The sequence below is a fragment of the Rhodanobacter sp. IGA1.0 genome, assembly GCF_040208325.1.
Taxonomy (GTDB): Bacteria; Pseudomonadota; Gammaproteobacteria; order Xanthomonadales; family Rhodanobacteraceae; genus Rhodanobacter; species Rhodanobacter spathiphylli.
Genome location: NZ_CP157948.1, coordinates 1816506 through 1841013, shown reverse-complemented (window position 1 = coordinate 1841013; position 24508 = coordinate 1816506). Strand labels below are relative to the sequence as shown.

Below are 24508 nucleotides of genomic sequence, written 5' to 3'. Positions count from 1 at the left end.
AAGAATTGTGGCCAGTGCTGGCTTAACCGAACCGTAGGAGTCGCGACAGCACCCTCAGTTCTTCGGCGGTGGCGGCGCCAGCACTTCGCGGTTGCCATTGTGTTGTGGCGCGCTGACCACGCCGTCCTGCTCCATCTGCTCGACCAGCCGCGCGGCCCGGTTGTAACCGATGCGCAAATGCCGCTGCACGCCGGAGATCGAGGCACGCCGCGTCTGGGTGACCACGGCCACCGCCTTGTCGTACAGCTGGGTATCGGCGTCGCCACCTTCCTCGCCCTCCTGCGGCAGGCCGGAGTCGTTGATGAACTTGCCATCGCCGGTGGCCTGCACTTCTTCCAGCACACCCTCGATGTAGTTCGGTGCCCCCTGCGAGCGCAGCCAGTTCACCACGCCGTGCACCTCGTGGTCGTCGACGAAGGCGCCATGCACGCGTTCGGGCGTGGCGGTGCCCGGCGGCAGGTAGAGCATGTCGCCGTGGCCCAGCAGCGCCTCGGCGCCGGACTGATCGAGAATCGTGCGCGAGTCGATCTTGCTCGACACCTGGAACGCGATGCGGGTGGGGATGTTCGCCTTGATCAGGCCGGTGATCACGTCCACCGAGGGGCGCTGGGTGGCCAGGATCAGGTGCACGCCGGCGGCGCGCGCCTTCTGCGCCAGGCGGGCGATCAGCTCCTCCACCTTCTTGCCGACGATCATCATCATGTCGGCGAACTCGTCGATGATGATCACGATATACGGCAGCGGCTCCAGCGGCTCGGCCGCCAGGTTCGGCATCTCCGGGTTGGGCCGGAACAGGGGGTCCAGCAGCGGCTGGCCGGCGTTCTCGGCGTCCTTCACCTTCTTGTTGAAGCCAGCCAGGTTGCGCACACCCACCGCGGCCATCAGCTTGTAGCGGCGTTCCATCTCGGCCACGCACCAGCGCAGCGCGTTGGCCGCTTCCTTCATGTCGGTGACCACCGGCGCCAGCAGGTGCGGGATGCCCTCGTACACCGAGAGCTCCAGCATCTTCGGGTCGATCATGATCATCCGCACGTCCTTGGGACTGGCCTTGTAAAGCAGGCTCAGCACCATCGCGTTGACCGCCACCGACTTGCCCGAGCCTGTCGTGCCGGCCACCAGCAGGTGCGGCATCTTGCCCAGGTCGACCACGATGGGTTTCCCGCCGATGTCCTTGCCCAGCGCCAGCGCCAGCGGCGACTTCAGCTGGTCGTACTTGTCCGAACGCAAAATCTCGGAGAGATAGACGATCTGCTTGTGCGTGTTGGGAATCTCCAGCCCGATCACGTTCTTGCCGGGGATCACGTCGACCACGCGCACGCTGACCACCGACAGCCCGCGGGCGATGTCCTTGTCCAGGCTCGACACCTGCGAGCCGCGGATGCCGGGCGCCGGCTCCATCTCGAAGCGGGTGATCACCGGGCCGGGATAGGCGCCGACCACCTTCACGTCGATCTTGAAGTCTTTCAGCTTGAACTCGACCTGGCGCGAGAGCACCTCGAGGGTTTCCTCGGTATAACCGGGACCCTGCGGCGGCGCTTCGTCCAGCAGCGACAGCGGCGGCAACTCGCCCGGCGTGGCGGCGCCGACGAACAGCGGGATCTGCGTTTCCAGCCGGGCCCGTTCGCTGCGCGTCACCGGCGCGGGGGGCGCCTCGATGCGCACCGGCTCGCGCCTGGCCTGGCGCACCGCGTCGGCCTTTTTCACCACTTCGCGTTCGGTGCGCGCCTGCCGCGCGGCCATCGCCTGCGGCGCCTCGCGCAACTTGCCGCGCAACCAGGCGGCCAGCTTCAGCACGCCCTGCCCGGTCCAGTCCATCACGCGGAACCACGACAGCCCGGTGGCCAGCGTCACCGCGATCAGGAACAGCGCCAGCAACAGCAGCGGCGCGCCCTTGTCGCCGAACGCGCTGAGCAGTGCATCGCCGACCCACACGCCGATGATGCCGCCCACGCCCTGGGGCAGCACCGGCTTGTCATGGAAATTCAGGTAGAGCAGCGCCGGCCCGGTGATGAAGAAGAACACGAAGCCGATCAGGCGCAGCGCCGGTTCCCATGGATGCACCACCCGTTCGTCGCCGCGCTGGCGCAGCACCTGCACGCCCAGCAACAGCAGCAGCAGCGGGAAGCAGTAGGCCACCAGGCCGAAGATCCAGCGCAGCAGGTCGGCGATGTACGCGCCGACGGTGCCGCCGAAATTGTGCGCATGCTCCAACTGACCGGCATTGGTCCAGCTGGGGTCATGCGGGTTGTAGCTGAACAGGCATACCAGCAGGTACACCGCCAGCGGCAGCAGCAGCAGGGCGCCGGCTTCACGCAGCCGGCGCTTCAGCTCCTCGCTGAGGCCTTCCCTCGGTTGTTGCTTCACGTTTGCGCTGCGCGCCACCTTGGGTGCCCCCTTCCTGGCTGCCAAGGGTCAGAGCATACCTTGCAGCGCCGGATGCACCAGCTTGCCGCCATCGACGTTGATGCCGACCTTGAGCGGCTCGAAGTCGCGCCATTCGTTGCCGGCGGCCAGGCGCTGCACGTACGGCAGGATCGCGGCGGAGATCGCCAGCGACGAGGTCTGCGGCACGGCGCCGGGCATGTTGGTCACGCAGAAGTGGGTGACGCCATGCACGTCGTAGGTCGGCTCCTTCCAGGTGGTCGGCCTGGAGGTCTCGAAGCAGCCACCCTGGTCGATCGCGATGTCCACCAGCACGCTGCCTGGCTCCATCGTCTTGACCATTTCTTCGGTGACCACCCGCGGCGCCTTGGCGCTGGGCACCAGCACGGCGCCGACCACGATGTCGGCATCGCGCACTTCCTCGGCCACGGACGACTCGTAGGCATACAACGCAGTGACGTTCGGGCCCATCGCCATCATCTCGGCCAGGCGATCCTGGCGCTTGTCGAAAACCACCACGTTGGCGCCGGCCGCAGCGGCCAGCGCAGCGGCGTTGCCACCGGCGGCACCCGCGCCCAGCACGACGACCTTGCCGCGCGGCGTGGAGGCCATGCCGCCCAGCAGCTTGCCCTTGCCGCCCTGCGGGCGATGCAGCAGCGTGGTGCCGATCTGCGTGGCGATACGGCCGGCGATCACCGACATCGGCAGCAGCAACGGCAGGCCGCCGTGTTCCTCCACCGACTCGAACGCCACGCCGGTCAGGCCGATGTCGAGCAGGCTCCTGGTCAGCGCCGGCTCGGCGGCCAGGTGCAGATAGCAGAACAGCAGGTGGTGCTTCTTCAGCAGGGCCAGGTCGCCGGCGATCGGCTCCTTCACCTTGACGATCAGCTCGCCCGCCTCGTACAGCGCCGCGGCGTCCGGCACGATCTTGATGCCTTCCTTGACATAGGCCTCGTCGGCAAAGCCGCTCTTCAGGCCGGCACCGGACTGGATGAACACTTCGTGGCCACGGCGCACCAGGTCGGCGGCGGCGGCGGGAACGAGGGCAACACGACCTTCGAGGGTCTTGGTTTCGGAGGGGATACCGATACGCATGGAAGAAGAATCCTGTGGGAGCACGTTGTGAATCCATCGCGCAACCGCCGCGGTGGTGTCGTTGATCTGCCGGCACCTTGAATCGGTGCTGCGTATTCCCCATCCTTCCGGGGTTCGTGCGCTTTGTCGTCGTCAGCCCGCGCATGGCGATGAAACCGCCGCGTGGGCTGGAGCGAACAGCCACTCAAGTCACCAGCAAACCCAAGGATTATAACCATGAGCACCCCCAAGCACAGCCGTCTGCTGATCCTCGGCTCCGGTCCCGCCGGCTACACCGCAGCGGTGTATGCGGCGCGCGCCAACCTGAAGCCGACCATGATCACCGGCCTGCAGCAGGGTGGCCAGCTGATGACCACCACCGACGTGGACAACTGGCCGGGTGACGTCGAGGGCCTGCAGGGCCCGGCGTTGATGCAGCGCATGGCCGAGCACGCCGAGCGCTTCCACACCGAGATGATCTTCGACCACATCCACACGGTCGACCTGAAGCAGAAGCCCTTCCGGCTCAAGGGTGACTCGGGCGAATACACCTGTGACGCGCTGATCGTCACCACCGGCGCCACCGCCAAGTACCTGGGCATCGCCAGCGAGGAGAAGTTCAAGGGCAAGGGCGTGTCCGCCTGCGCCACCTGCGACGGTTTCTTCTTCCGCGACCAGGACGTGGTGGTGATCGGCGGCGGCAACACCGCGGTCGAGGAAGCGCTGTACCTCGCCAACATCGGCCGCAAGGTCTACCTGGTGCATCGCCGCGACAAGCTGCGCGCCGAGAAGATCATGCAGGACAAGCTGTTCGAGAAGGCCGCCGCCGGCAAGATCGAGCTGGTCTGGAACCACACCATCGACGAGGTGCTGGGTGACGACAGCGGCGTCACCGGCGTGCGCGTGAAGGACGTCAACTCCAGCGTCACCCGCGACATCGAGGCCACCGGCTTCTTCGTGGCGATCGGCCACACGCCGAACACCGGCATCTTCGAAGGCCAGCTCGACATGCACGACGGCTACATCAAGATCCACAGCGGCCAGGGCGGCATGGCCACGATGACCTCGGTGCCGGGCGTGTTCGCCGCCGGCGACGTGGCCGATCACGTGTATCGCCAGGCCGTGACTTCGGCCGGCTTCGGCTGCATGGCCGCGCTGGACGCCGAGCGCTGGCTCGACCAGCAGACGCCGGTGGTCTAGGCCGGGAATCGGGAATCGGGAATCGGGAATCGGGAATCGGGAATCGCAAGAGCATCGCGTTCAGGGCATTCTTTGGTAGCGGAGGCCGAATTCGAACAGCCGTCATTCCCGCGAAAGCGGGAATGACGGCGAAAGGGTGGAAACGACGCTCAGCTTCCCGAATCTCTCGCAACACGGTATTCCTGCCACCTCATGCATGACATCCGCTTCCACGCCGCGATCGCCGAGCTGCCTGCCGCGGCGTGGGATGCACTGCTTCCGGAACCGAACCCGTTCGTGTCGCACGCTTTCCTGCAGACGCTGGAAAGCAGCGGCTGCATCCGTCCCGACTGGGGCTGGCAGGCGCATCACCTGACCCTGCATGAAGGCGAGCGGCTGGTCGCGGCCGCGCCGCTGTACCTGAAGGGCAACTCGCACGGCGAGTTCGTGTTCGACTGGAGCTGGGCCAGCGCGTGGGAGCGCGCCGGTGGCCAGTATTACCCCAAGCTGCTCAACGGCGTGCCCTACTCGCCGGTGCCCGGCCCGCGCCTGCTCGCCGGTCGCGACGACCGTTCGCCGGCACTGCGGCGCGAACTGGTCCAGGCGATGCGGCGCGAAGTCGAGCGGCTGGGACTGTCTTCGATCCATGCCAACTTCCTGCCCGCGCAGGAACTGGCCGCGTTCGGGCCGGCCTGGCTGGCGCGCTCGGACGTGCAGTTCCACTGGCACAACCGGGGCTATCGCGATTTCGCCGACTTCCTGGCCGCGCTGAACCACAAGAAGCGCAAGAACATCGTGCACGAACGCCGCCAGGTCGCCCTCAGCGGGCTGGCCGTGGAATGGCGCTCCGGCGACAGCCTGGGCGATGAGGAATGGTCGCGCGTGCACCAGCTGTACGAAGCGACGTTCGACATGAAGGGCAACCACGCCGCGCTGACGCCTGCGTTCTTCGGCCGGCTGGGCGGGCTGGGGTCGACCATCCAGCTGGCGCTGGCCCGCGATGGCGCTCTCATCGTGGCGATGGCGCTGTTCGTCCAGAGCGGCAACGTGCTGTACGGCCGCTATTGGGGCGCGTCGATCGACGTGCCCGGCCTGCATTTCGAGCTGTGCTACTACCGCGGCATCGAGTACGCCATCGCGCAGGGACTGGAGCGTTTCGAACCGGGTGCGCAAGGCGAACACAAGCTGGCGCGGGGATTCCTGCCCGCGCGAACGCATTCCCGCCATTACCTGGTCAACCCGGACTTTCGCGCCGCCGTGGCGAACGCGCTTGCCGACGAGGCCACCGCGGTCGACGACTATGCAGCGGACCTCGCCAGGCACAGTCCTTACGCCCGGCGCGAGGCGGTGATCCGGTGATCCGCCTGCCCTTGCTGGATGCCGATCACCGGGACCGCTTCCCCGATCCCGGCGAGGCGCTGGCCGAACCCAACGGCCTGCTCGCCTTCGGCGGCGACCTGGCTCCCGAACGCCTGCTGGCCGCGTACAGCCGCGGCATCTTTCCGTGGTTCAGCGAGGGCGAACCGATCCTGTGGTGGTCGCCCGACCCGCGCTGCACCTTCGACACCGCCAGCGTCCGCCTCAACCGCAGCCTGCGTCGACAACTCCGCGGCCGGCACTGGCGCCTCACCGTCGACCACGCGTTCGAACAGGTGATCCGCGCCTGCGCGCAACCGCGCCGCGACGACGCCGGCACCTGGCTGGTGCCGGCGATGATCGACGCCTATGTGCAACTGCATCGGCTGGGCCATGCGCACAGCATTGAAGTGTGGGACGGCGAGCGCCTGGTCGGCGGCATCTACGGGGTGGCGATCGGCCGGCTGTTCTGCGGCGAGTCGATGTTCAGCGCCGAAAGCGGCGGCTCGAAGCTGGCGCTGGTCGCCCTCGCCCAACTGCTGCATGCGATGGGCTTTCCCCTGCTCGACACCCAGGTCAGCAACCCGCACACGCTGGGGCTGGGCGCGGTCGAGATCCCCCGCGCGGACTACCTGCAGCAAGTGGCGCGGCTGGGACAACTGCCCGGACGGGTCGGCAGCTGGGCGGATCTGACGCCCGAACTGCTCCAGCCCTGCATGGCAAGCCGCACGGACGATTGACCGGCCAACCGCTCCAGCCGCGATCAACCGGCCCGGGCGGTGTACTTGCGCGCCACGTAGTCGTCGAGGATGCCCACGAATTCGTTGGCGATGTTGTCGCCGCGCAAGGTCATCGCCTTCTCGCCATCGATGAACACCGGCGCCGCCGGGGCCTCGCCGTTGCCGGGCAGCGAGATGCCGATGTTGGCATGCTTCGATTCGCCCGGCCCGTTGACGATGCAGCCCATCACCGCCAGGGTGAGGTTTTCCACGCCGTCGTACTGCACCCGCCACAGCGGCATCTGCTCGCGCACGTGTTCCTGCACGGTCTTGGCCAGCTCCTGGAAGAACTCGCTGGTGGTACGGCCGCAACCCGGACAGGCCGTGACCAGCGGGGTGAACGAGCGCAGGCCCATGGTCTGCAGCAGTTCCTGCGCCACGATCACCTCGCCGGTGCGCGAGGCGCCCGGTTCGGGCGTCAGCGAGATGCGGATGGTGTCGCCGATGCCTTCCTGCAGCAGCACGGCCAGCGCGGCGGCCGAAGCGGTGATGCCCTTGGAACCCATGCCGGCCTCGGTGAGGCCGAGGTGCAGCGCGTAATCGCAGCGAATGGCCAGATCGCGATACACCGCGATCAGCTCCTGCACGCCGGAGACCTTGCACGACAGGATGATGCGGTCGCGCGGCAGGCCAAGCTTCTCGGCCAGCGCCGCCGAGTCCAGCGCCGAACGGATCAATGCCTCGCGCGCCACGTGCGAGGCATCCCACGGATCGGCGCGCCTGGCATTCTCGTCCATCAGCGCGGCGACCATGCTCTGGTCCAGCGAGCCCCAGTTGGCGCCGATGCGCACCGGCTTGCCGTAGCGCAGCGCCTTCTCGATGATCGAGGCGAACTGGCTTTCGTGCTTCTTGCCGAAGCCCACGTTGCCCGGATTGATCCGGTACTTCGCCAGCACCTCGGCGCAGGCCGGCTCGCGCTCCAGCAGCAGATGGCCGTTGTAGTGGAAGTCGCCCACGATCGGCACCTCCACGCCCATCATCGCCAGCCGCTCGGCGATGCGGGGCACCGCGGCGGCGGCGGCCGGCGTGTTGACCGTGATGCGCACCATCTCGGAGCCGGCGCGGGCCAGCTCGGCGATCTGTTTCGCGGTGCTGGCCGGATCTTCGGTGTCGGTGTTGGTCATCGACTGCACCACGATCGGCGCGCCGCCACCCACCTTCACCTTGCCCACGTGCACGGCCACGCTGGGCCGGCGTTGCGCCGGTTCTGCCGGGCGCGCTTTCTGTACAGCCATCTCACTCATGGATTCAACCGGATAACAGGCCGCGATAGTTCGCGGCGATGCCGGCAAGAATACCCGATCGGGGTTGCCCTTCCGTGGCAAATCGGCGCAGGCTGAACCCGCGCGTACCGGCTCCGGGACTTTTTGGGTGCGCGTCTCAGGGACGAATTGCCGCAGCGGCTTGATCGGAGTCAATACGGCGCCTCATGCTTCGCCTAAAATTGCGCAGTTATCCAGCCGGGAAGCCCCATGCCGAACACCGAGTATTACAACGACAGGGTCGTGCGCCAGTTCCTGCTGGCCGCCGCCGTATGGGGCATCATCGGCATGTCCGTCGGCGTCTACGCCGCCGCCGAGCTGATGTGGCCGGCGCTGAACTTCGAGACCTCGTGGCTGACCTTCAGCCGCATCCGCCCCGACCACACCTTCGGCGTGATCTTCGCCTTCGGCGGCTCGGCGCTGATGGGCACCTGCTATTACGTGGTGCAGCGCACCGGTCATGCCCGCCTGGCCTTCACCAGACTGGCCGGGTTCACCTTCTGGGGCTGGCAACTGGTCTGCGTGCTGGCGATGACCACGATGCCGCTGGGGCTCACCCAGAGCAAGGAGTACGCCGAGCCGGAGTGGTTCATCGACATCCTGATCGCGGTGGTCTGGGTCAGTTTCGGCGTGGTGTTCTTCGGCTCGCTGGCGCGCCGGCGCATCAAGCACATCTATGTGGCGAACTGGTACTACGGCGCCTTCATCATCGCGGTGGGCCTGTTGCACATCATCAACAATCTGGCCATCCCGGTCTCGCTGACCAAGTCGTACTCGATCTACTCCGGCGTGGTCGACGCGATGGTGCAGTGGTGGTACGGCCACAATGCGGTGGCGTTCTTCCTGACCGCCGGCTTCCTGGGCATGATGTACTACTTCGTGCCGCGGCAGGCGCAGCAGCCGCTGTGGAGCTACCGTTTTTCGATCGTCAATTTCTGGGCGCTGATCTCGGTCTACATGTGGGCCGGCGCGCACCACCTGATGTACACCGCCCTGCCCGACTGGGTGCAGTCGGTGGGCATGGCGTTCTCGCTGGTGCTGCTGATGCCCAGCCTGGGCTCCGCCGCCAATGGCCTGCTTACCTTCAACGGTTCGTGGCACAAGCTGAGGATGGACCCCGCCGCCAAGTTCATGGTGATGTCGCTGGTGTTCTACGGCGCCGCCACGTTCGAAGGCTCGATGATGGCGATCAAGTCGGTCAATTCGCTGTCGCACTACACGGACTGGACCATTGCCCACGTGCATTCGGGCTCGCTCGGCTGGGTCGCGATGATCACCATCGGCTCGCTGTACGCGATGGCCCCGCGCGCGCTCGGTCGCCCGGAAATGCATTCGCGCAAGGGGATGGAGCTGCACTTCTGGCTGCACATGATCGGCACCCTGCTTTACGTCGGCTCGATGTGGACCGCCGGCGTCACCGAGGCGCTGATGTGGCGCGCCACCAATCCGGACGGCGCGCTCACCTACGGTTTCCTGGACAGCCTGATCGCGATCAAGCCGATGTACGTGATCCGCTGGCTGGGTGGCGTTTGCATCCTGTCGGGCATGTGGGTGATGGCGTGGAACCTCTGGTACACCGCCGCCGACGCCCGTGCCCGGCTGATCAAGCCGATCCCGGTCCCGATTCCCGAGCCGGTGCCGCATCAGGTGCCCGCGCCACTTCCGGCCGCGGGCTGAGGGAATGGGCTGATGCGCTCGTCCATGCTCGCTGCTTCGGTCAAGCTCCTGTTTCGGCAAGACATCCCGGCCCGGCAAGCCCGAAAGCGTCCATCCATGGCCGCACTCTCCAAATAGATCCCATCTCATGGCCTACAAGCATTTCGAAGCAATTGAAAAACACGTCGGCCTGCTCGGCGTGCTGATCGCGATCATGGTCTCGCTGGGCGGCCTGGCCGAGATCACCCCGCTGTTCATGGAGGCGCATTCGGTGAAGGCACCGCCGGGCGTGAAGCCTTACGACCCGCTGCGGCTGATCGGCAAGGACGTCTACGTGCGCGAGGGCTGCTACCTGTGCCATTCGCAGATGATCCGCGCCCTGCGTTTCGAGACCGAACGTTACGGCCACTACTCCATCGCGGCCGAATCGGTCTACGACCGCCCGTTCCAGTGGGGCTCCAAGCGCACCGGGCCCGATCTCGCGCGCGTGGGCGGCAAGTATTCCGACGACTGGCAGCGCATGCACCTGATGAATCCGCGCCAGGTCGTGCCGCAGTCGAACATGCCCGCGTATCCGTGGCTGGCGCACAACAAGATCGATGCTGCCGACGTGCAGGCACGCATGCACGCCTTGCGCCGGCTGGGTGACCCTTATTCCGATGCCGAGATCGCCGCCGCCCCCGCCGCCGTGGAGGGCAAGACCGAACTGGACGCGCTGATCGCCTACCTGCAGGGGCTGGGCATCCGCAACGAACCCGCATCGACCGCGGCGGCCAATGCCGCGGCCAGCGATGGAGGCACGCCGTGACCATCAATCCGATCTGGGGTCACGTCACCGGGGTGCTCATCGCGCTGATGATGATCAGCTTCATCGGCATCTGGATCTGGGCGTGGCGCAAATACCACCAGCCGACCTTCAACCGCATGGCGCACCTGCCGCTGGAAGATGAGCCGGAAACCGATGTCCGCAACAAGGAGGATCGCCCGTGAGCAGTGGCTGGTCGTTATGGGTGATGTTTCTGGTGGTGCTCAACCTGGGCATCACCTTCGCGCTGTTCCTGTGGGCGCCGCGGGCGAAGATTCCCACCCGCCCCGACGGCACCACCGGCCACGTGTGGGCGCACGGCACGATTCTCGAAGGCCTCAAGGCGCTGCCGCGCTGGTGGATCGTGTTTTCCGGCAGCATGTTCGCGCTCGCCTTCCTGTACCTGTACCTGTACCCGGGCTTCGGCAACCACAAGGGTTCGCTGGGCTGGACTTCGCACGGCCAGCTGCAACAGGAGGTGGCTGCCAACGACGCGAAACTGGCACCGCTGATGGAGCGCTTCCGCCTGTATCCGGTGGAAAAGCTGGCCGGCGACCCGGATGCGCTGGCGATGGGCAAGGTGCTGTTCGAGGACAACTGCGCCGCCTGCCATCAGCGCAGCGCCAAGGGCAACGTGGCGCTGGGCGCGCCGGATCTCGCCGACAACGACTGGCTGTACGGTGGCAGCGGCAGCGACATCACCACCTCGATCCACGACGGCCGCAGCGGCGTGATGCCGCCGTGGGCGAGCCTGGGCGCGGACAACGTCAAGAACCTGGCGCAGTACGTGCTGAGCCTGTCCGGTGCGCCGCACGATGCGGCAAAGGCTGCCGCCGGCCAGCCGATGTTCGCCACCTGCGCGGCCTGCCACGGCGCCGAAGGCAAGGGCAACCCGGCGCTGGGCGCACCCAATCTAACCGACAGGATCTGGTTGCATGGCGGCAGCGTGGCCGATATCGAGAAGACCATCGGCGACGGGCGCCAGGGCCACATGCCGGCCTGGAGCCCGCGTCTGTCCGACGACCAGATCCACGTGATCGCCGCCTACGTCTACCAGTTGTCGCATCCGGCCAATGAACCACGGCAATGACAGCGCCGCCCGGCACGGGCCGGCGCACGGATCGGCCCGGCTCTCGGCCTGGTATCGACAGCCGATCGCGTGGTTGGGCGTGCTCGTCTTCGTGGCATCGATCGCCGGATGCGTGTGGCTGATCGTGGTCGGCAATCGCTACGCCGACACGCCGCTGGACACCTCGCACACCGTGTTCGGCGTGCCGGTCAGCGCGCATAGCGCCGCGAAGCCACCGCCGCCCACCGACCCGCCGCGATGAACAGCTACGCGGCGTGGGCCCATCCGCAACTCGCCGCACAGGTGCTACGCCCCCGTCGCGACGGCAACAGCGAGGCCGCCCTCCTGGTCGAGTCGCTGGCGGACGCGCGCCAGGTGTTGCGGCTGGAACAGCTGCTGCGTTCGCTGCCCGGCGTAAAGCGCGTCGCCATCGATCGCCCGGCGCGCCGGGTACGCGTGGTGCTGGATGCCGAGCGCACGCCGCTGCCCACCCTGCTGGCGAATTTCGCCGCGGCCGGCTGCCCGGCGCAGCCGCTGCAGCACGGCAGCATCGACGACGTCCGCTCGCAGGAACAGCATGACGCGCTGAAGCGCCTGCTGGTGGCCGGCATGTGCTCGATGCAGGTGATGACGTACGCCTTCGTCATCTACATCGGCGTGGTCGATTTCGTCGACTTCAGCACGCGCAACCTGTTCCGCTGGCTCGGCCTGCTGACCAGCCTGCCGGTGGTGTTCTACTCGGCGTTGCCGTTCTTCCGCGGCGCGCTGCAGGAACTGCACGAGCGCCGGCTCGGCCTCAACCTGCCGGTGGCGCTGGCGGTGGCCCTGGTGTTCCTGGCCAGCATGTTCAACACGCTGCGTGGCACCGGCGAGATCTATTTCGACTCGGTGACCATGTTCGTCTCGCTGCTGCTGGGCGGGCGCTACCTGGAACTGCGTTCACGCCATCGCAGCGGCGCGATGGGCGACGCGGTGATCGACGGCGCGCCCCTGCTGGCGCAGCGCCGCCGTGCCGACGGCGAGCTGGAAACCGTGCCCGCGATGACCCTGCTGCCCGGCGACCGCGTGCACATCGCCGAAGGCACCCGCGTGCCGGCCGACGGCGTGCTGCAGAGCGCCCACGTCGAGGTGGACGAGGCACTGCTGTCCGGCGAATCGCGCCCGGTGCGTCGCGCGCGGGGCGAGCCGCTGATTGCCGGCAGCGTGCTGTTGTCCGGCCCGGCCGAACTGCTCGTGGAGCACAGCGGCGACACCACCGCCGTGGCGCGGCTGGGCGAACTGGCCGCCCGCGCGCGGCAGGCGCGCTCGACGATCGCGGCCAGCGATCGCGTGGTCGGCCGCTTCGTGGCGCGGGTGCTGGGCCTGACCGCACTCACCGCCATCGGCTGGCTGCTGGTCGATCCGGCGCGCGCATTCGAGGCAGCGGTGGCGGTGCTGGTGGTCGCCTGCCCCTGCGCCTTCGCGTTGACCCGGCCAGCCACGCTGACCCGGGCGCTCGGCGTGCTGGCCGGCCGCGGCGTGCTGGTGACCCGCGGCGATGCGCTGTGCCGGCTGGCCGAGGTCGACTACGCGCTGTTCGACAAGACCGGCACGCTGACGGTGCCGCAGCTGCAGCACCGCGCAGTCGAGCCGCTGCGCGGCGACAGCGTCGAGCAGGTGCTGCAGCTGGCTGCTGCGCTGGCGCATGAAAGCTCCCATCCGCTGGCCCGCGCCCTGGCCGATACCGCTCGCCAGCGCGCCTTGCCGCTGCAGGCGCAGTCCGTGCAGGTGGCTGCCGGCGCCGGCATTTCGGGCGAGGTGGCCGGTCGCGCACTGTGGCTGGGACGCGCCGACTACGCGCTGGCGTGCAGCGGCCAGCCGGCTCCCGCCGGTGTCGCGGATGCCTTGCTGCTGACCGACGCGGACGGCGCCATCGCAGCTTTCCATCTCGACGAACAGCCGCGCGCCGATGCGCAGCGCGTGCTCGAACGGCTGCGCGGGGACGGCATCACCACCAGCATGGCCAGCGGCGACGCGAGCAGCCGCGTGGCCACGATGGCGGCCCGCCTGGGCATCGCCGACTGGCACGCCCGGCAGTCGCCGGCCGACAAGCTCGAACGCCTGCAGGCAGCCCATGCCGAAGGCCACACCACGCTGGCGGTGGGCGACGGCAGCAACGACGCGCCGCTGCTGGCCGGTGCCGACGTCTCCGCAGCGCTCGCCTCCGGCACCGAACTGGCCCAGGCCCATGCCGACCTGCTGCTGATGGATGGACGTCTGCACGGACTCGTCGACGCATGCTCGATCGCCCGTCAGCTGCAGCAAGTCACCGCGCAGAGTCGCCGCTGGGCGCTGGGCTACAACCTTTGCGCCGTACCGTTTGCCGCGTTCGGCATGGTGCCGCCGTGGCTGGCCGGCATCGGCATGTCGCTCAGCTCGCTGGTGGTGGTGCTGAACGCATTGCGCGTGGGCCGGCCGGAGGCCGCGGCCGATGACCGCGCCGGCCCGGCCACCGGCGCACGCGAGCTGCCCGCATGAACATCCTGCTGGTGCTGATCCCGGTGACCCTGGTGATCGTCATCGTGGCCGTGCGGCTGTTCTTCTGGGCGGTCAACCACCAGCAGTTCGACGACCTGGACAGCCCGGCGATCCTGCCACTGCTGGACGAGCCCGCTACGAACCCGACGCCGGCTGATTTACCGGCTGATCCGCTGGCGGAGGCGCCGGCCGATCGGTCGGCACCTGTCGACGCAGCCCCACCTGCAGCAGGCGGCGCTGCAGGCGATCGGCCAGCGTAAGCGGATCGGCCAGGCCCATTCGCGCCAGCGCCTCGGACTCACCCGGCGCCACTTCGCCCGGGCGACACGCGGCCAGCAGCAGGCCGAGCCGGCCGCGCCAGCTGGCGCCGGCGTGTTTCAGCCACTCCAGCGCCGGCAACAGGCGTTGCTCGACTTCGCTGAAGTCACTGCCGAACGGAAACTCGGGCAGCTCGCCGTGCTGCCGGAACGGCGCCAGTATCTTGCGCAGGTGGCGCGGGCGATGCAGGCGCCAGCTCTCGGGTATCACGAAATCCGCGGCCAGCTTGCCGTGTGCCTTGGCCTCGGCGCACAGCGCGTCGAGGAAACGCGCGTCGGTGATCGCCAGCATCGCCTCGACGCACTCGCTGTCGCTCTTGCCGCGCAGGTCGGCGATGCCGTACTCGGTGATGATGATGTCGCGCAGGTGGCGCGGGATGGTGGTCTGGCCGTAGTTCCAGCGGATGTTGCTCTCGATGCCGCCCTTGCTGCTGCGGGTGGCGCGCAGCAACAGTACCGAGCGCGCATCGGGCAGTTCGTGCGCCATCGCCACGAAGTTGTACTGGCCGCCGACGCCGCTGACCACGCTGCCGTCCTCCAGCGTGTCCGACACCACCGCGCCCAGCGCGGTGGCCATCATGCAGGTGTTGAAGAAACGGGCGCCGCGCCGCTGCAGCATGGCCAGCGACTGGTGCGTGCCGTAGAGCTGGTTGACGTTGGACACCGCGCACATGTCGATCGCGTCCGGGTCAGCTGCCTCGGTGGCGTCGAGCCAGGCGTACAACTCGCGCGAGCCCAGGAAGAACGCACCGCGCAGGTAGTGCCCGCCCGGCGTGTCCGGGTTCAGCCGGCCCGCCGCGGCGGCCCGCTCCAGCGCGAGGTTGTCCCAGCTGCGCCGCTTGAGAATGCCGCCCCGCTGCAGGTGCATGAAGCCGTCCATCACCATCTCGCTGGCGCCGTACAGGCCGGCCTCGAACGGCGCCAGCCCGCCCAGCCAGCCGGCCAGCGCATGGGTGACGCCGGCCGGGTCCAGCGCGACCAGGGCGCGGCGCCACTGGATGTTGTTCTGCTGACGCAGCAGCAAGGCCTTCACCAGCGCATCGGACAGTGCGCCGATGCCGATCTGCAGGCAGCCGCCATCCTTCACCAGCGCGCTGGCATGCAGGCCCAGCGCATACTCGGCCAAGCCCACCGGCGCGCGGGGCAGCGCGAACAGCGGCGGCGAATGCGGCGGCCGCAGCTCCACGTCGAAATAGGTTTCGGCCACTTCGGCGTCCCCGCCGAGGTACGGCAGATCCGGATGCACCACCGCCACGCACATCGGCCGCGGCTTGCCGGCCAGCTGGGTCAGCCGCAGGAAATCCAGGGTCAGGTCCGGGTTGCACGACAGGCTGTAATGCACGCCGTCGGGTCCCTCGCGGCGCGCCACCAGTTGCACCAGCAGGTTGATGTCCTGCACCACCAGGTCGCGCGCGACATGGGTGTAGTTCTGGCTGATGTAGCTGCGTTGCGCGCTGCCCGAATGCAGCATCGCGCCCGACTGCAGGTAGAACTCGTGTACCTCGACGTTGGCCGGCAGCGCGTCGCGCGCCTGGTCCAGCGCGTACTGCGGATCGACCGCGTCGGCGCCGAAGTGGCGTTCCAGGAACGGTTGCAGGAAGCGCTGCTCCAGCCCCGGCGACGCCTGCGGCCGGGTCAGCGACAACGCGGTATACAAACGCATCGAACGCGTGGCGTCGGCGCTGATCGCCCGGTAGATCGCGTTGAGCAGTTCGTGCGGTTTGCCCAGACCCAGCGGCGCGGCAATGCGCAGATCAGGCCCCAGCACGTCCATCAGGTAGCGTGCGCAGGCATCGGTGTCGGCGTAGCGTTGCTCGATCGGCATGCGCGCGATGATGCCAGAAGGCCGATGAAGGCGCCGCGTCGACAGGCCATCGCCTACACTCGGCCCATGCCCACACCCCTGATCCCCCCCACCCCGAGCCGGCTGCTGGCCGAACAGGCCTTGAGTCGTGCAGCCGGCGCCCCCCTGCTCAGCGGCAACGCGGTGCAGTTGCTGATCGATGCAGCCGCCCATTACGAGGCCTGGCTGGCGGCGATCCGCGGTGCGCAGCATCGGGTGCTGCTGGAAAACTACATCGTGCGCGATGACGAGGTCGGTCGCGCGTTCCGTGACGCCCTGGTCGAGCGCGCCCGCTCCGGCGTGTTCATCGCCGTGGTCACCGACTGGGTCGGTTGCCTCGGCCAGTCGCGCCGTTCGTTCTGGGCGCCGCTGCACGCGGCTGGTGGCGAAGTGCGCGTGTTCAATCCGCCCCGGCTGGGCCAGCCACTGGGCTGGATCAGTCGCGACCATCGCAAGTTGCTGGTGGTGGACGGCGTCCAGGGCTTCCTGTCCGGCGTGTGCATCAGCGCGAAGTGGCTGGGCGACGAACGTCGCAACGTGCCGCCGTGGCGCGACACCGGCGTGGCGTTGCAGGGGCCGGCCGTGGCCGAGCTGGAGGCCGCCTTCGCGCAAAGCTGGGGCGAGACCGGCGCCGCGCTGCGCCCGCTGCCGGCGGCGCCGGTGCCGGTGCCGGAAAGCCCGGTCGGCGAGGTGTCGCTGCGGGTGATCGCCACCCAGCCGTCGACCGCCGGCACCTATCGGCTGGACCAGCTGATCGCCTCGATGGCGCGCAAGACGCTGTGGCTGACGGACGCCTATTTCGTCGGCGTCGCGCCCTACGTGCAAGCCCTGATCGCCGCTGCCCGCGATGGCGTGGACGTGCGCCTGCTGGTGCCTGGCAGCAGCGACATCCCGGCGGTGGCAGGCATGTCGCGCTCGGGTTACCGCCCGCTGCTGAAGGCCGGCATCCGGGTGTTCGAGTGGAACGGTTCGATGCTGCATGCCAAGACCGCGGTGGCCGATGGCCAATGGGCCCGGGTCGGCTCGTCCAACCTCAACATCGCCAGCTGGCTGGGCAATCACGAGATCGACGTGGCGGTGGAGGACGACGGTTTCGCCGGCCAGCTTGCCGCGCAATACGAAAAGGACCTGGGCAACGCCACCGAGATCGTGCTGGCCTCGCGGCGCCGGCGCAACGGCCAGGGCAGCAGCGAGCAGGTGCGCAGCAGCGAGGCAAGGCCACCACGGGTGCGCCACGCGGGTGGCAGCTCGGGGCGCGCAGCCGCGGGCGCCTTGCGCATCGCCAACAGTGTCGGCGCGGCGCTGACCAACCGCCGCGTGCTGGGCGACACCAGCAGCAGCCCGCTGATGATCGGCGCGGGGGTGCTGCTTGCGCTGGCGGTGGTGGCCTTCCTGTGGCCGGCGTGGATCGGCTGGCCGTTCGGGGTCATTGCCGCGTGGTTCGCGCTGAACCTCGGCATCCGCAGCTGGCGCGTGCGCAAGCGCCGCTGGCGCGAACTGCGCGATGCCGGCGACGACGACTGAGGTACCGCGGCAGTCTTGATGCTGTTCCTGCGCTTACCGCGTCAAGCAGATGTTTTCCAACAACTTCGTACGGCGCATCGTGCTAGGCTCGCGCCCTTATGTCAGCGCCGTATGACCACACCGAGACACGCCATATCCTCACCCCCAGCTCACTCAACCGGCTGGTGCGCGACCTGCTGGGCGACGCGCTGCCGCAGGTGTGGATCGAGGGTGAACTGTCCAACGTGGCCAAGCCCGCGTCGGGGCATCTCTACTTCACCCTGAAGGACAGCGGCGCCCAGGTGCGCTGCGCGATGTTCAAGATGAAGGCGTCCACCCTGCGCTTCCGTCCGGCCGACGGCATGCAGGTGCTGCTGCGCGCGAAAGTCGGCCTGTATGAACCGCGCGGCGAGTTCCAGCTGGTCGCCGAGTACATGGAGCCGGCTGGCGAAGGCGCCCTGCAGCGCGAGTTCGAGCAGCTCAAGGCGCGGCTCGACGCCGAAGGCCTGTTCGACCCCGCGCGCAAGCGCCCCCTGCCCGTCCACGCCCGCCGCATCGGCGTGATCACCTCGGCTACCGGAGCGGCGATCCGCGACGTGCTCAGCGTGCTGGCGCGGCGCTGGCCACTGGCCGATGTCGAGATCCTGCCGGTGCCGGTGCAGGGTCGCGAGGCGCCGCCGGCAATCGTCAACATGCTGCGCAAGGCATCGGACAGCGCACGCCATGACGTACTCCTGCTGACCCGCGGCGGTGGTTCGCTGGAAGACCTGTGGGCGTTCAACGACGAGGCGGTGGCGCGGGCGATCCACGCCAGCGCGGTGCCGGTGGTGAGCGCCGTGGGCCACGAGATCGATTTCAGCATCGCCGACTTCGTCGCCGACCTGCGCGCGCCCACGCCCTCGGCTGCCGCCGAACTGCTGGTGCCCGATGCGGTGGCGGTTGGCCGTCACCTACGGCAGTTGCGGCAGCGCGTGGCGACCCTGCAGCAACGCCGGCTGCAGGCACTCTCGCAACGCGTCGATCACCTGTTCGCGCGACTGCAGGCCCAGCGTCCGCAGGCGCGCCTGGCGCGCGACCGGGAACGCCTGCATCACCTGCGCCACCGCCTGCTGGTGGCGCTGCGCGAACAGGGCCAGCAACGCGGCACCCGGCTGGAACGATTGCAGGCCCGACTGCTGGCGCGACATCCCGGCGTCCGCCTGCCGCTGCTGGCACGCCGACTCGCCGAACAGGATCAGCGCCTGCGCCGCGCCATCGCGCAAATCCTCGAACGGCGGCGAACCGCCCTGCGCCACGCCGGCCACGCCCTGCACGCGATCAGTCCGCTGGCCACGCTGGAACGCGGCTACGCGATCGTGTTCGACGCCGACGGCAACGTGCTGCGCTCGGCGAAGAACGTCGCGCCCGGCACGCCGCTGCGCGCGCGACTGGCGGATGGCGAACTGCCACTGCGGGTGCGTGAGGACTGAGCAGCGCAGCGGCGCATGCCCTGATCGGGACGACCTGGCTCGACCAGGCAAGGACAGGCAGGTGAGGACAGGCAGGCGAGGACGGGATCGTTCGGCCGTCACTCGAATCCCGCTCCGCTGTTCAGCGGCCATGCCGGGATGGCGCCTGGCGACCGCGCCACTACATGCCGTGGGACACCTTCATGCCGAACTTGCTGCAGCCGAGAATCGATCCGCCCAACCCGGAATGATTGAACGGGCTGATGTGCGGTTGCATGGTGACCTTGACGGTATCGCCATCCTTTTTCACATCCACGATCCGCTCGATTCCGGCATCCGACCCGTAACTGAAGTTCTGGCTGGTGTACACGTTTCCCGAACCGTAGTCCGTGTCTACATGTCCGGCATAGACGTCGCGAGAGCCACCCAGCACCGCCGAAATGCTGGTCACCAGGTAATACCTGCCAAGTTTCATCCGGGAGAACTGGAACTCGCCGTTCTCGTTGGGCTTGGCTTCCATCCGGGCGACGACCAGGTCCGGGTCCGTCAGCACCTGGTCCCTGCCGGGCTTTGCCTTCTTGCCGAGCGCCAGGACCTGTTGCAGGTAGGGCGTCGCTGGATACAGCAGCACCGGCTGGCTTCCCAGCACGAGATTGCCCCGCCAGCTCCCGCACACTTGTCCCCTGATGATCGAGTGCCCCGGCTCCAGCGCGGCCTTGGCGGCAGCCAGATCAAACGGCACGTTCGGCTTGAGGATATTCACGACAGGCCTGGTCACCGGCATCGTGGTACGCGACTGCTCCATAGTTTCCGCCGCCGTCTCGGCAGGCTCGACCTGATCCGGCAAGGCGGGCCGACCGGCCTCGAACTTGCCGACCATCGCGCACAGCCGCTCCGGCACGCCTTTGCTCTCGTTGCCGGGGGACACAATCGAGGTGAATGAAATCCCGGAGGGTTGCTGAACCTGGATCAGCGTCGGAACGGGAGACGGCGGCTTGCCGATCCCCATGCTGGGATTTGGGCTGCCGTAGTCCGGCTCGGTGGCGATCACGTAGCCGTCGGCGGCGGCGATCTTCCGTAAATCGTCGAACGCCTGCTGCACGCTTAGCCCGGCATGAGTGGACGTCACCGTGAAAAAGCGCGCGCCATCGCTCACCGTGACTACATGCACGTTATCCGTGCATGACGCCGCCGTGGCCATGCCGATGGCCGGCGCTGCCATCAAGATCAGAAACGGGACAATCGTCCGTATCGGTCGCTTGTTCAACGAGATAATCATCGGTCCTCCATGACATGTATCCACCAGGCATCCACGTGCCCACGTTCGAACCACGCGCTCAACGAACCGCATGATCAACGATCATCAATCCGGCATGCCCGTGGTGCGGGAGCATAGCATCCGGCCACGGACATGATGCTGCCGATGCCGCGACATGGCGCATCCACGCAGGCCGCCTCACAGCCTCTGAACACCGCGACGTCCTATGCTTGACGGATCGCCAGCGCAGGCCAACGCCATGTTGAACAAGACCTACCCCTACTACCTCGCCAACCGGCCGCAGACATCGAAGACGATGCTGGACGTGCGCGACAAGTACAGCGGCAAGCTGGCCACCCGCGTCGCCGTGCCGGATGCGAAGGCCACCGGGAAGGCGATCGCCGCCGCAGTGACGGCGGCCAGGCCGATGCGCGAGTTCAAGCCGTGGGCGCGGCAGGCGGTGTTGCAGCACTGCGTCGCGCGTTTCAGCGAACGCCGCGACGAACTGGCCGAGGCCTTGTGCATCGAGGCGGGCAAGCCGATCAGGGATGCCGCCGGCGAAGTCACCCGGCTGATCGAGACGTTCCGCATCGCCGCCGAGGAAGCCGTGCGGATCAATGGCGAGACCATCAACCTGGAACTGGCCAGCCGTCTGGACGGCTATCACGGTTACACCAGGCGGGTGCCGCTGGGGCCGGTGTCGTTCATCACGCCGTTCAACTTTCCGCTGAACCTGGTGGCGCACAAGGTGGCGCCGGCGATCGCCGCCGGCTGTCCGTTCGTGCTCAAGCCGGCGGAGAAGACCCCGATCGGCGCGCTGATCATCGGCGAAGTGCTGGCCGAGACCGACCTGCCGAAGGGCGCGTTCTCGATCCTCACCCTGGATGGCGCGCACGCCACGCCGCTGGTCGAGGACGAACGCTTCAAGCTGCTCTCGTTCACCGGTGGCCAGATCGGCTGGGACCTCAAGGCCCGCGCCGGGCGCAAGAAGGTGGTGCTGGAACTGGGCGGCAATGCCGCGTGCATCGTCGACGCCGACCAGGGCCCGAAGCTGGACAAGGTGGTCGAGCGCCTGGTGTTCGGCGCGTTCTACCAGTCCGGCCAGAGCTGCATCGGCGTGCAGCGCATCTACGCCCACGCCGACATCTACGATGCGCTGAAGCGCAAGCTGGTCGCTGCCACCAGGAAACTCAAGGCCGGCGACCCGAAGGACAAGAACGTTTTCCTCGGCCCCATGATCGACGAGGCCGCCGCCGAGCGCCTGCACGGCTGGATTCTCGAAGCGAAGAAAGCCGGCGGCAAGGTCCTTTGCGGCGGCAAGCGCAACGGCAACATGCTCGATGCCACCCTGATGGAAGGCGTTCCGAAAGATGCCAAGGCCAGTCGGCAGGAAGCGTTCGGCCCGTTCGCCCTGCTCGCCCCGTACCGGAAGTTCGACGAGGCGATCGCGATGGTCAACGACTCCGACTACGGCCTGCAGGCCGGCATCTTCACCGACAGCCTGGAGCACGCGATGCGGGCGTGGAACGAGCTGGAGCAAGGCGGCGTGGTGGTCAACGACATCCCCAGCTTCCGGGTGGACAACATGCCGTATGGCGGCATCAAGCTTTCCGGCCTGGGCCGCGAAGGCATCCGCTACGCGATCGAGGACATGACCGAGCTCCGCCTGATGGTCATGCGCGAGTCCGCGTAGCAGCGCGCTCCTACAACGCGCCGGGCCTGGTCGCCTCCACGTTCCAGCCCATCGCGTTGTACCAGCGGTAACGTGCGATGCCGGCGTATTCGTGCAGCGCCATGTCGGCCATCGCGAAGTTGTACGACAAGGGCTTCCATGACGCGACGCCGCTGACGTAGTCGGCGCGCACCGGCGTGGCGTGGATGCCGAAGTGGCTGAAGTACAGCATGCCCCGACGCAGGTGGAAACCGGACGAAACCAGCAGCACGCGATCGGCGCCATACGCCTTCAGCAACGGGCCGCTGAATTGCGCGTTCTGCCAGGTGTTCATGCTGCGCGGCTCCAGCAGCACGTCGGCGGGATCGACGCCAAGCCGTTGCAGGTCCAGCGCATAGATCGCCGCCTCCGACTGGCCCAGTCCCCGCGCATCACCGCCGCTGACCTCGATCTTGCAATCGCGTGGCGCCTGCCGGCAGGCGCGGTACAACATCGCCGCCTTGCTGATTCGTCCATAGGCGAACAGGCTGGCCTCGACCGCTCCCGCATCACCCGCGCGCACCGTGCCGGCGCCCAGCAAGACGATGGCGTTGCGCTGGCCCCAGACGATCGGCACGTCGGTCGCGACTTCCGCTTGCAGGTGCGCCAGCAGCCAGCTCGGCAGCGGTCCACAACCGGTCGCCAGCAACAGCAGCACGGCCAGGCCGAACAGCACCCGACTGCTGCGGCGCCAGCGCAGCCACGCCAGTGCGCTGGCCAGCACGATCAGGATCAGCAACGCGTTCATGGTCATGGATCGGTGATTCCGGACAGGTCGGTGGATGATGACGGGTGCTGATGTCATTATGCCGGTGCCCCGCGCCAACGCGATCGCAGGCCATGCCGGAGGCATGGCGACGGGGAGCCTGCCCGGCATGGATCAACGCATCGGAGTCTGCGCATGACCACCCTCGTCTTCGTGCACGGCTGGAGCGTCACCGACACCTCCACCTATGGCCAGTTGCCGCAGCAGTTGCAGCAGCACGCGGCGGCGGCCGGCGTCGCGCTGACCTTCGCCGACATCTGGCTTTCCGAGTACGTGAGTTTCGACGACGCGGTGACCGTGGCCGACCTGGTGCGCGGCTTCGATCACGCCTTGCGCGACCTGCATCTGCGCGACGCCAGCTTCGCCTGCATCACCCACTCGACCGGTGGCCCGGTGGTGCGCGAGTGGCTGCGCGCCCAGCGCGACCGGCCCGCCACGCACAGCACGATCCGGCTCAGCCACCTGGTGATGCTGGCGCCGGCGAACTTCGGTTCCGCTCTGGCGCAACTGGGCAAGGGTCTGCTGGGCCGGCTCAAGTCGTGGTTCGATGGCGTGGAGCCGGGCCAACGGATACTCGACTGGCTCGAGCTGGGCAGCGCGCAGTCGCTGTCGCTCAACCTCGACTACATCCACAGCGACGATCCAGTGAAACGCGGCCAGTTCCCGTTCGTGCTGACCGGCGACCGCCCCGACCGCACGCTGTACGACCACCTCAACAGCTACACCGGTGAAGACGGCTCCGACGGCGTGGTACGCATCGCCGCGGCCAACCTCAACGCCCACCATGCGGTGCTGTCGCCGCAAGGCGGCCGCGATGGCGACATCGACACGCTGGCGCTCAACCTCAGCCGCGGCCCGCGCTGCGCGTTCAAGCTGATCGCCGGCGCCGCGCACTCCGGCGACCGACTGGGCATCATGGCCGCCGCGGCGCCCGATACCGTGGCGGCGATCCTGCGCTGCCTGCAGGTGCGCAGCGCGGAGGACTACCAAATGCTGTGCGACGCGTTCGATCGCGAGAACGCCGCCCGCGACGCCGACAAGGTGGAGCTGGAACCGGCCGGCCCGTTCGCGCCGCGCGTGCACATCCACGACCCGCGCAGCCTGCTGATCGTGCGGCTCACCGACGAGGCCGGCGAACCGCTGACCGGCGCCGGCTTCCTGCTCACCGCCGGGGTGCCGGCCAGTGCCGACCTCTTGCCGGAAGGATTCCTGCTCGATCGCCAGGCCAATTCGAAACAGCGCACCACGATCTCGCTGTTCCTCGACTACAGCCTGCTCGCCGGCGACGCCCGCGTGGCCGACCCGCGCAACAGCCGCAAGACCCTGCGCCCCGCCGTGGCCAGCCATCGTCCGTACGGCGCCAGCGTGCAGCCGGTGGACCTGGTCGGCCTGGTCCATCACGCGCTGGCGCAAAGCGACGGGCGCGACGACCTGCTCGCCATCCTCGGGCCGCACCAGACCACCGTGCTCGACGTGGTGCTGCCGCGCAAGGTGCGCGAAGGCGTGTTCCGGCTGACCCGGGATCGGCGTCCGGAAGACTTCCGCCGGCCGGTGCCCGGCGCCGTGATCACCTGAGCGCACGG

The 24508-nt window shown here is 68.1% G+C and carries 19 protein-coding genes and 1 pseudogene; 14 read left to right on the top strand and 6 right to left on the bottom strand.

What is annotated here, in order from left to right:
* Window positions 1-54: 54 nt before the first annotated feature.
* Together ABNK63_RS08305 and ald are read right to left on the bottom strand one after the other, a co-directional pair.
* Window positions 55-2328, bottom strand: a complete 2274-nt coding sequence (locus tag ABNK63_RS08305; RefSeq protein WP_238530880.1) for a DNA translocase FtsK — start codon at window positions 2326-2328, stop codon at window positions 55-57.
* 84 nt (window positions 2329-2412) lie between these two features.
* On the bottom strand, window positions 2413-3477 hold the full coding sequence (gene ald, locus ABNK63_RS08300) for an alanine dehydrogenase (protein WP_007805551.1): 1065 nt from the start codon (window positions 3475-3477) through the stop codon (window positions 2413-2415).
* A 216-nt stretch (window positions 3478-3693) separates the two neighbouring features.
* On the opposite strand from ald, the gene trxB reads away from it, so the two are divergent.
* From trxB to aat, 3 genes are all read left to right on the top strand, one after another.
* A complete protein-coding gene (gene trxB / locus ABNK63_RS08295; protein ID WP_350017147.1) occupies window positions 3694-4656 on the top strand; it encodes a thioredoxin-disulfide reductase in 963 nt (320 codons plus the stop codon).
* A gap of 192 nt (window positions 4657-4848) precedes the next feature.
* Window positions 4849-5994 carry a GNAT family N-acetyltransferase gene (locus ABNK63_RS08290; protein WP_350017146.1) on the top strand — a complete coding sequence of 382 codons (1146 nt, stop codon included), beginning with the start codon at window positions 4849-4851 and terminating at the stop codon, window positions 5992-5994.
* Complete coding sequence (gene aat, locus ABNK63_RS08285; protein ID WP_007805548.1) at window positions 5991-6731, top strand: leucyl/phenylalanyl-tRNA--protein transferase; 741 nt, start codon at window positions 5991-5993, stop codon at window positions 6729-6731. The genes ABNK63_RS08290 and aat overlap by 4 nt, the downstream gene beginning before the upstream one ends.
* A gap of 23 nt (window positions 6732-6754) precedes the next feature.
* Here aat and ispG read toward each other — a convergent pair whose 3' ends face one another.
* On the bottom strand, window positions 6755-8014 hold the full coding sequence (ispG, locus tag ABNK63_RS08280) for a flavodoxin-dependent (E)-4-hydroxy-3-methylbut-2-enyl-diphosphate synthase (RefSeq protein ID WP_040672706.1): 1260 nt from the start codon (window positions 8012-8014) through the stop codon (window positions 6755-6757).
* A gap of 228 nt (window positions 8015-8242) precedes the next feature.
* Between ispG and ccoN the strand changes: the two genes are divergently transcribed.
* The 7 genes and pseudogenes from ccoN to ccoS form a co-directional block, all read left to right on the top strand.
* A complete protein-coding gene (gene ccoN / locus ABNK63_RS08275; RefSeq protein ID WP_007805544.1) occupies window positions 8243-9709 on the top strand; it encodes a cytochrome-c oxidase, cbb3-type subunit I in 1467 nt (488 codons plus the stop codon).
* Between the two features lie 127 nt (window positions 9710-9836).
* Window positions 9837-10496, top strand: coding sequence for a cytochrome-c oxidase, cbb3-type subunit II (ccoO, locus tag ABNK63_RS08270; RefSeq protein WP_007805542.1), 660 nt, complete (start codon window positions 9837-9839; stop codon window positions 10494-10496).
* The gene (locus ABNK63_RS08265; RefSeq protein WP_007805540.1) at window positions 10493-10678 is read left to right on the top strand and encodes a cbb3-type cytochrome c oxidase subunit 3; all 186 of its coding nucleotides are present in this window, start codon (window positions 10493-10495) and stop codon (window positions 10676-10678) included. Before ccoO ends, ABNK63_RS08265 begins: the two co-directional genes overlap by 4 nt.
* A complete protein-coding gene (gene ccoP, locus ABNK63_RS08260) occupies window positions 10675-11583 on the top strand; it encodes a cytochrome-c oxidase, cbb3-type subunit III (protein WP_350017145.1) in 909 nt (302 codons plus the stop codon). Before ABNK63_RS08265 ends, ccoP begins: the two co-directional genes overlap by 4 nt.
* Window positions 11567-11824: a hypothetical protein gene (locus tag ABNK63_RS08255; RefSeq protein ID WP_350017144.1), complete on the top strand. Its 258-nt coding sequence runs from the start codon at window positions 11567-11569 to the stop codon at window positions 11822-11824. Before ccoP ends, ABNK63_RS08255 begins: the two co-directional genes overlap by 17 nt.
* Window positions 11821-14079, top strand: coding sequence for a cation-translocating P-type ATPase (locus tag ABNK63_RS08250; RefSeq protein WP_350017143.1), 2259 nt, complete (start codon window positions 11821-11823; stop codon window positions 14077-14079). The genes ABNK63_RS08255 and ABNK63_RS08250 overlap by 4 nt, the downstream gene beginning before the upstream one ends.
* Window positions 14076-14213: pseudogene (ccoS, locus tag ABNK63_RS08245) on the top strand (cbb3-type cytochrome oxidase assembly protein CcoS); the annotation flags it as partial. The gene ABNK63_RS08250 and the pseudogene ccoS, both read left to right, overlap by 4 nt.
* A 1-nt stretch (window position 14214) precedes the next feature.
* Here the strand turns inward: ccoS and ABNK63_RS08240 are convergent.
* Window positions 14215-16221, bottom strand: coding sequence for an acetyl-CoA hydrolase/transferase C-terminal domain-containing protein (locus ABNK63_RS08240; RefSeq protein WP_350017142.1), 2007 nt, complete (start codon window positions 16219-16221; stop codon window positions 14215-14217).
* 66 nt (window positions 16222-16287) lie between these two features.
* Between ABNK63_RS08240 and ABNK63_RS08235 the strand changes: the two genes are divergently transcribed.
* Window positions 16288-17763 carry a phospholipase D-like domain-containing protein gene (locus tag ABNK63_RS08235; RefSeq protein WP_040672809.1) on the top strand — a complete coding sequence of 492 codons (1476 nt, stop codon included), beginning with the start codon at window positions 16288-16290 and terminating at the stop codon, window positions 17761-17763.
* Window positions 17764-17861: 98 nt separating this feature from the next.
* On the top strand, window positions 17862-19211 hold the full coding sequence (gene xseA, locus ABNK63_RS08230; protein WP_350017141.1) for an exodeoxyribonuclease VII large subunit: 1350 nt from the start codon (window positions 17862-17864) through the stop codon (window positions 19209-19211).
* Window positions 19212-19371: 160 nt separating this feature from the next.
* On the opposite strand, the gene ABNK63_RS08225 is transcribed toward xseA, so the two are convergent.
* Window positions 19372-20469, bottom strand: a complete 1098-nt coding sequence (locus ABNK63_RS08225) for a hypothetical protein (RefSeq protein WP_350017140.1) — start codon at window positions 20467-20469, stop codon at window positions 19372-19374.
* Window positions 20470-20707: 238 nt separating this feature from the next.
* On the opposite strand from ABNK63_RS08225, the gene ABNK63_RS08220 reads away from it, so the two are divergent.
* Window positions 20708-22141, top strand: coding sequence for an aldehyde dehydrogenase family protein (locus ABNK63_RS08220; RefSeq protein ID WP_350017139.1), 1434 nt, complete (start codon window positions 20708-20710; stop codon window positions 22139-22141).
* 10 nt (window positions 22142-22151) lie between these two features.
* On the opposite strand, the gene ABNK63_RS08215 is transcribed toward ABNK63_RS08220, so the two are convergent.
* A complete protein-coding gene (locus tag ABNK63_RS08215; RefSeq protein ID WP_350017198.1) occupies window positions 22152-22907 on the bottom strand; it encodes a YdcF family protein in 756 nt (251 codons plus the stop codon).
* A gap of 153 nt (window positions 22908-23060) precedes the next feature.
* Here ABNK63_RS08215 and ABNK63_RS08210 point away from each other — a divergent pair, with 153 nt between their 5' ends.
* A complete protein-coding gene (locus ABNK63_RS08210; RefSeq protein ID WP_350017138.1) occupies window positions 23061-24500 on the top strand; it encodes a phospholipase in 1440 nt (479 codons plus the stop codon).
* Window positions 24501-24508 lie beyond the last annotated feature (8 nt).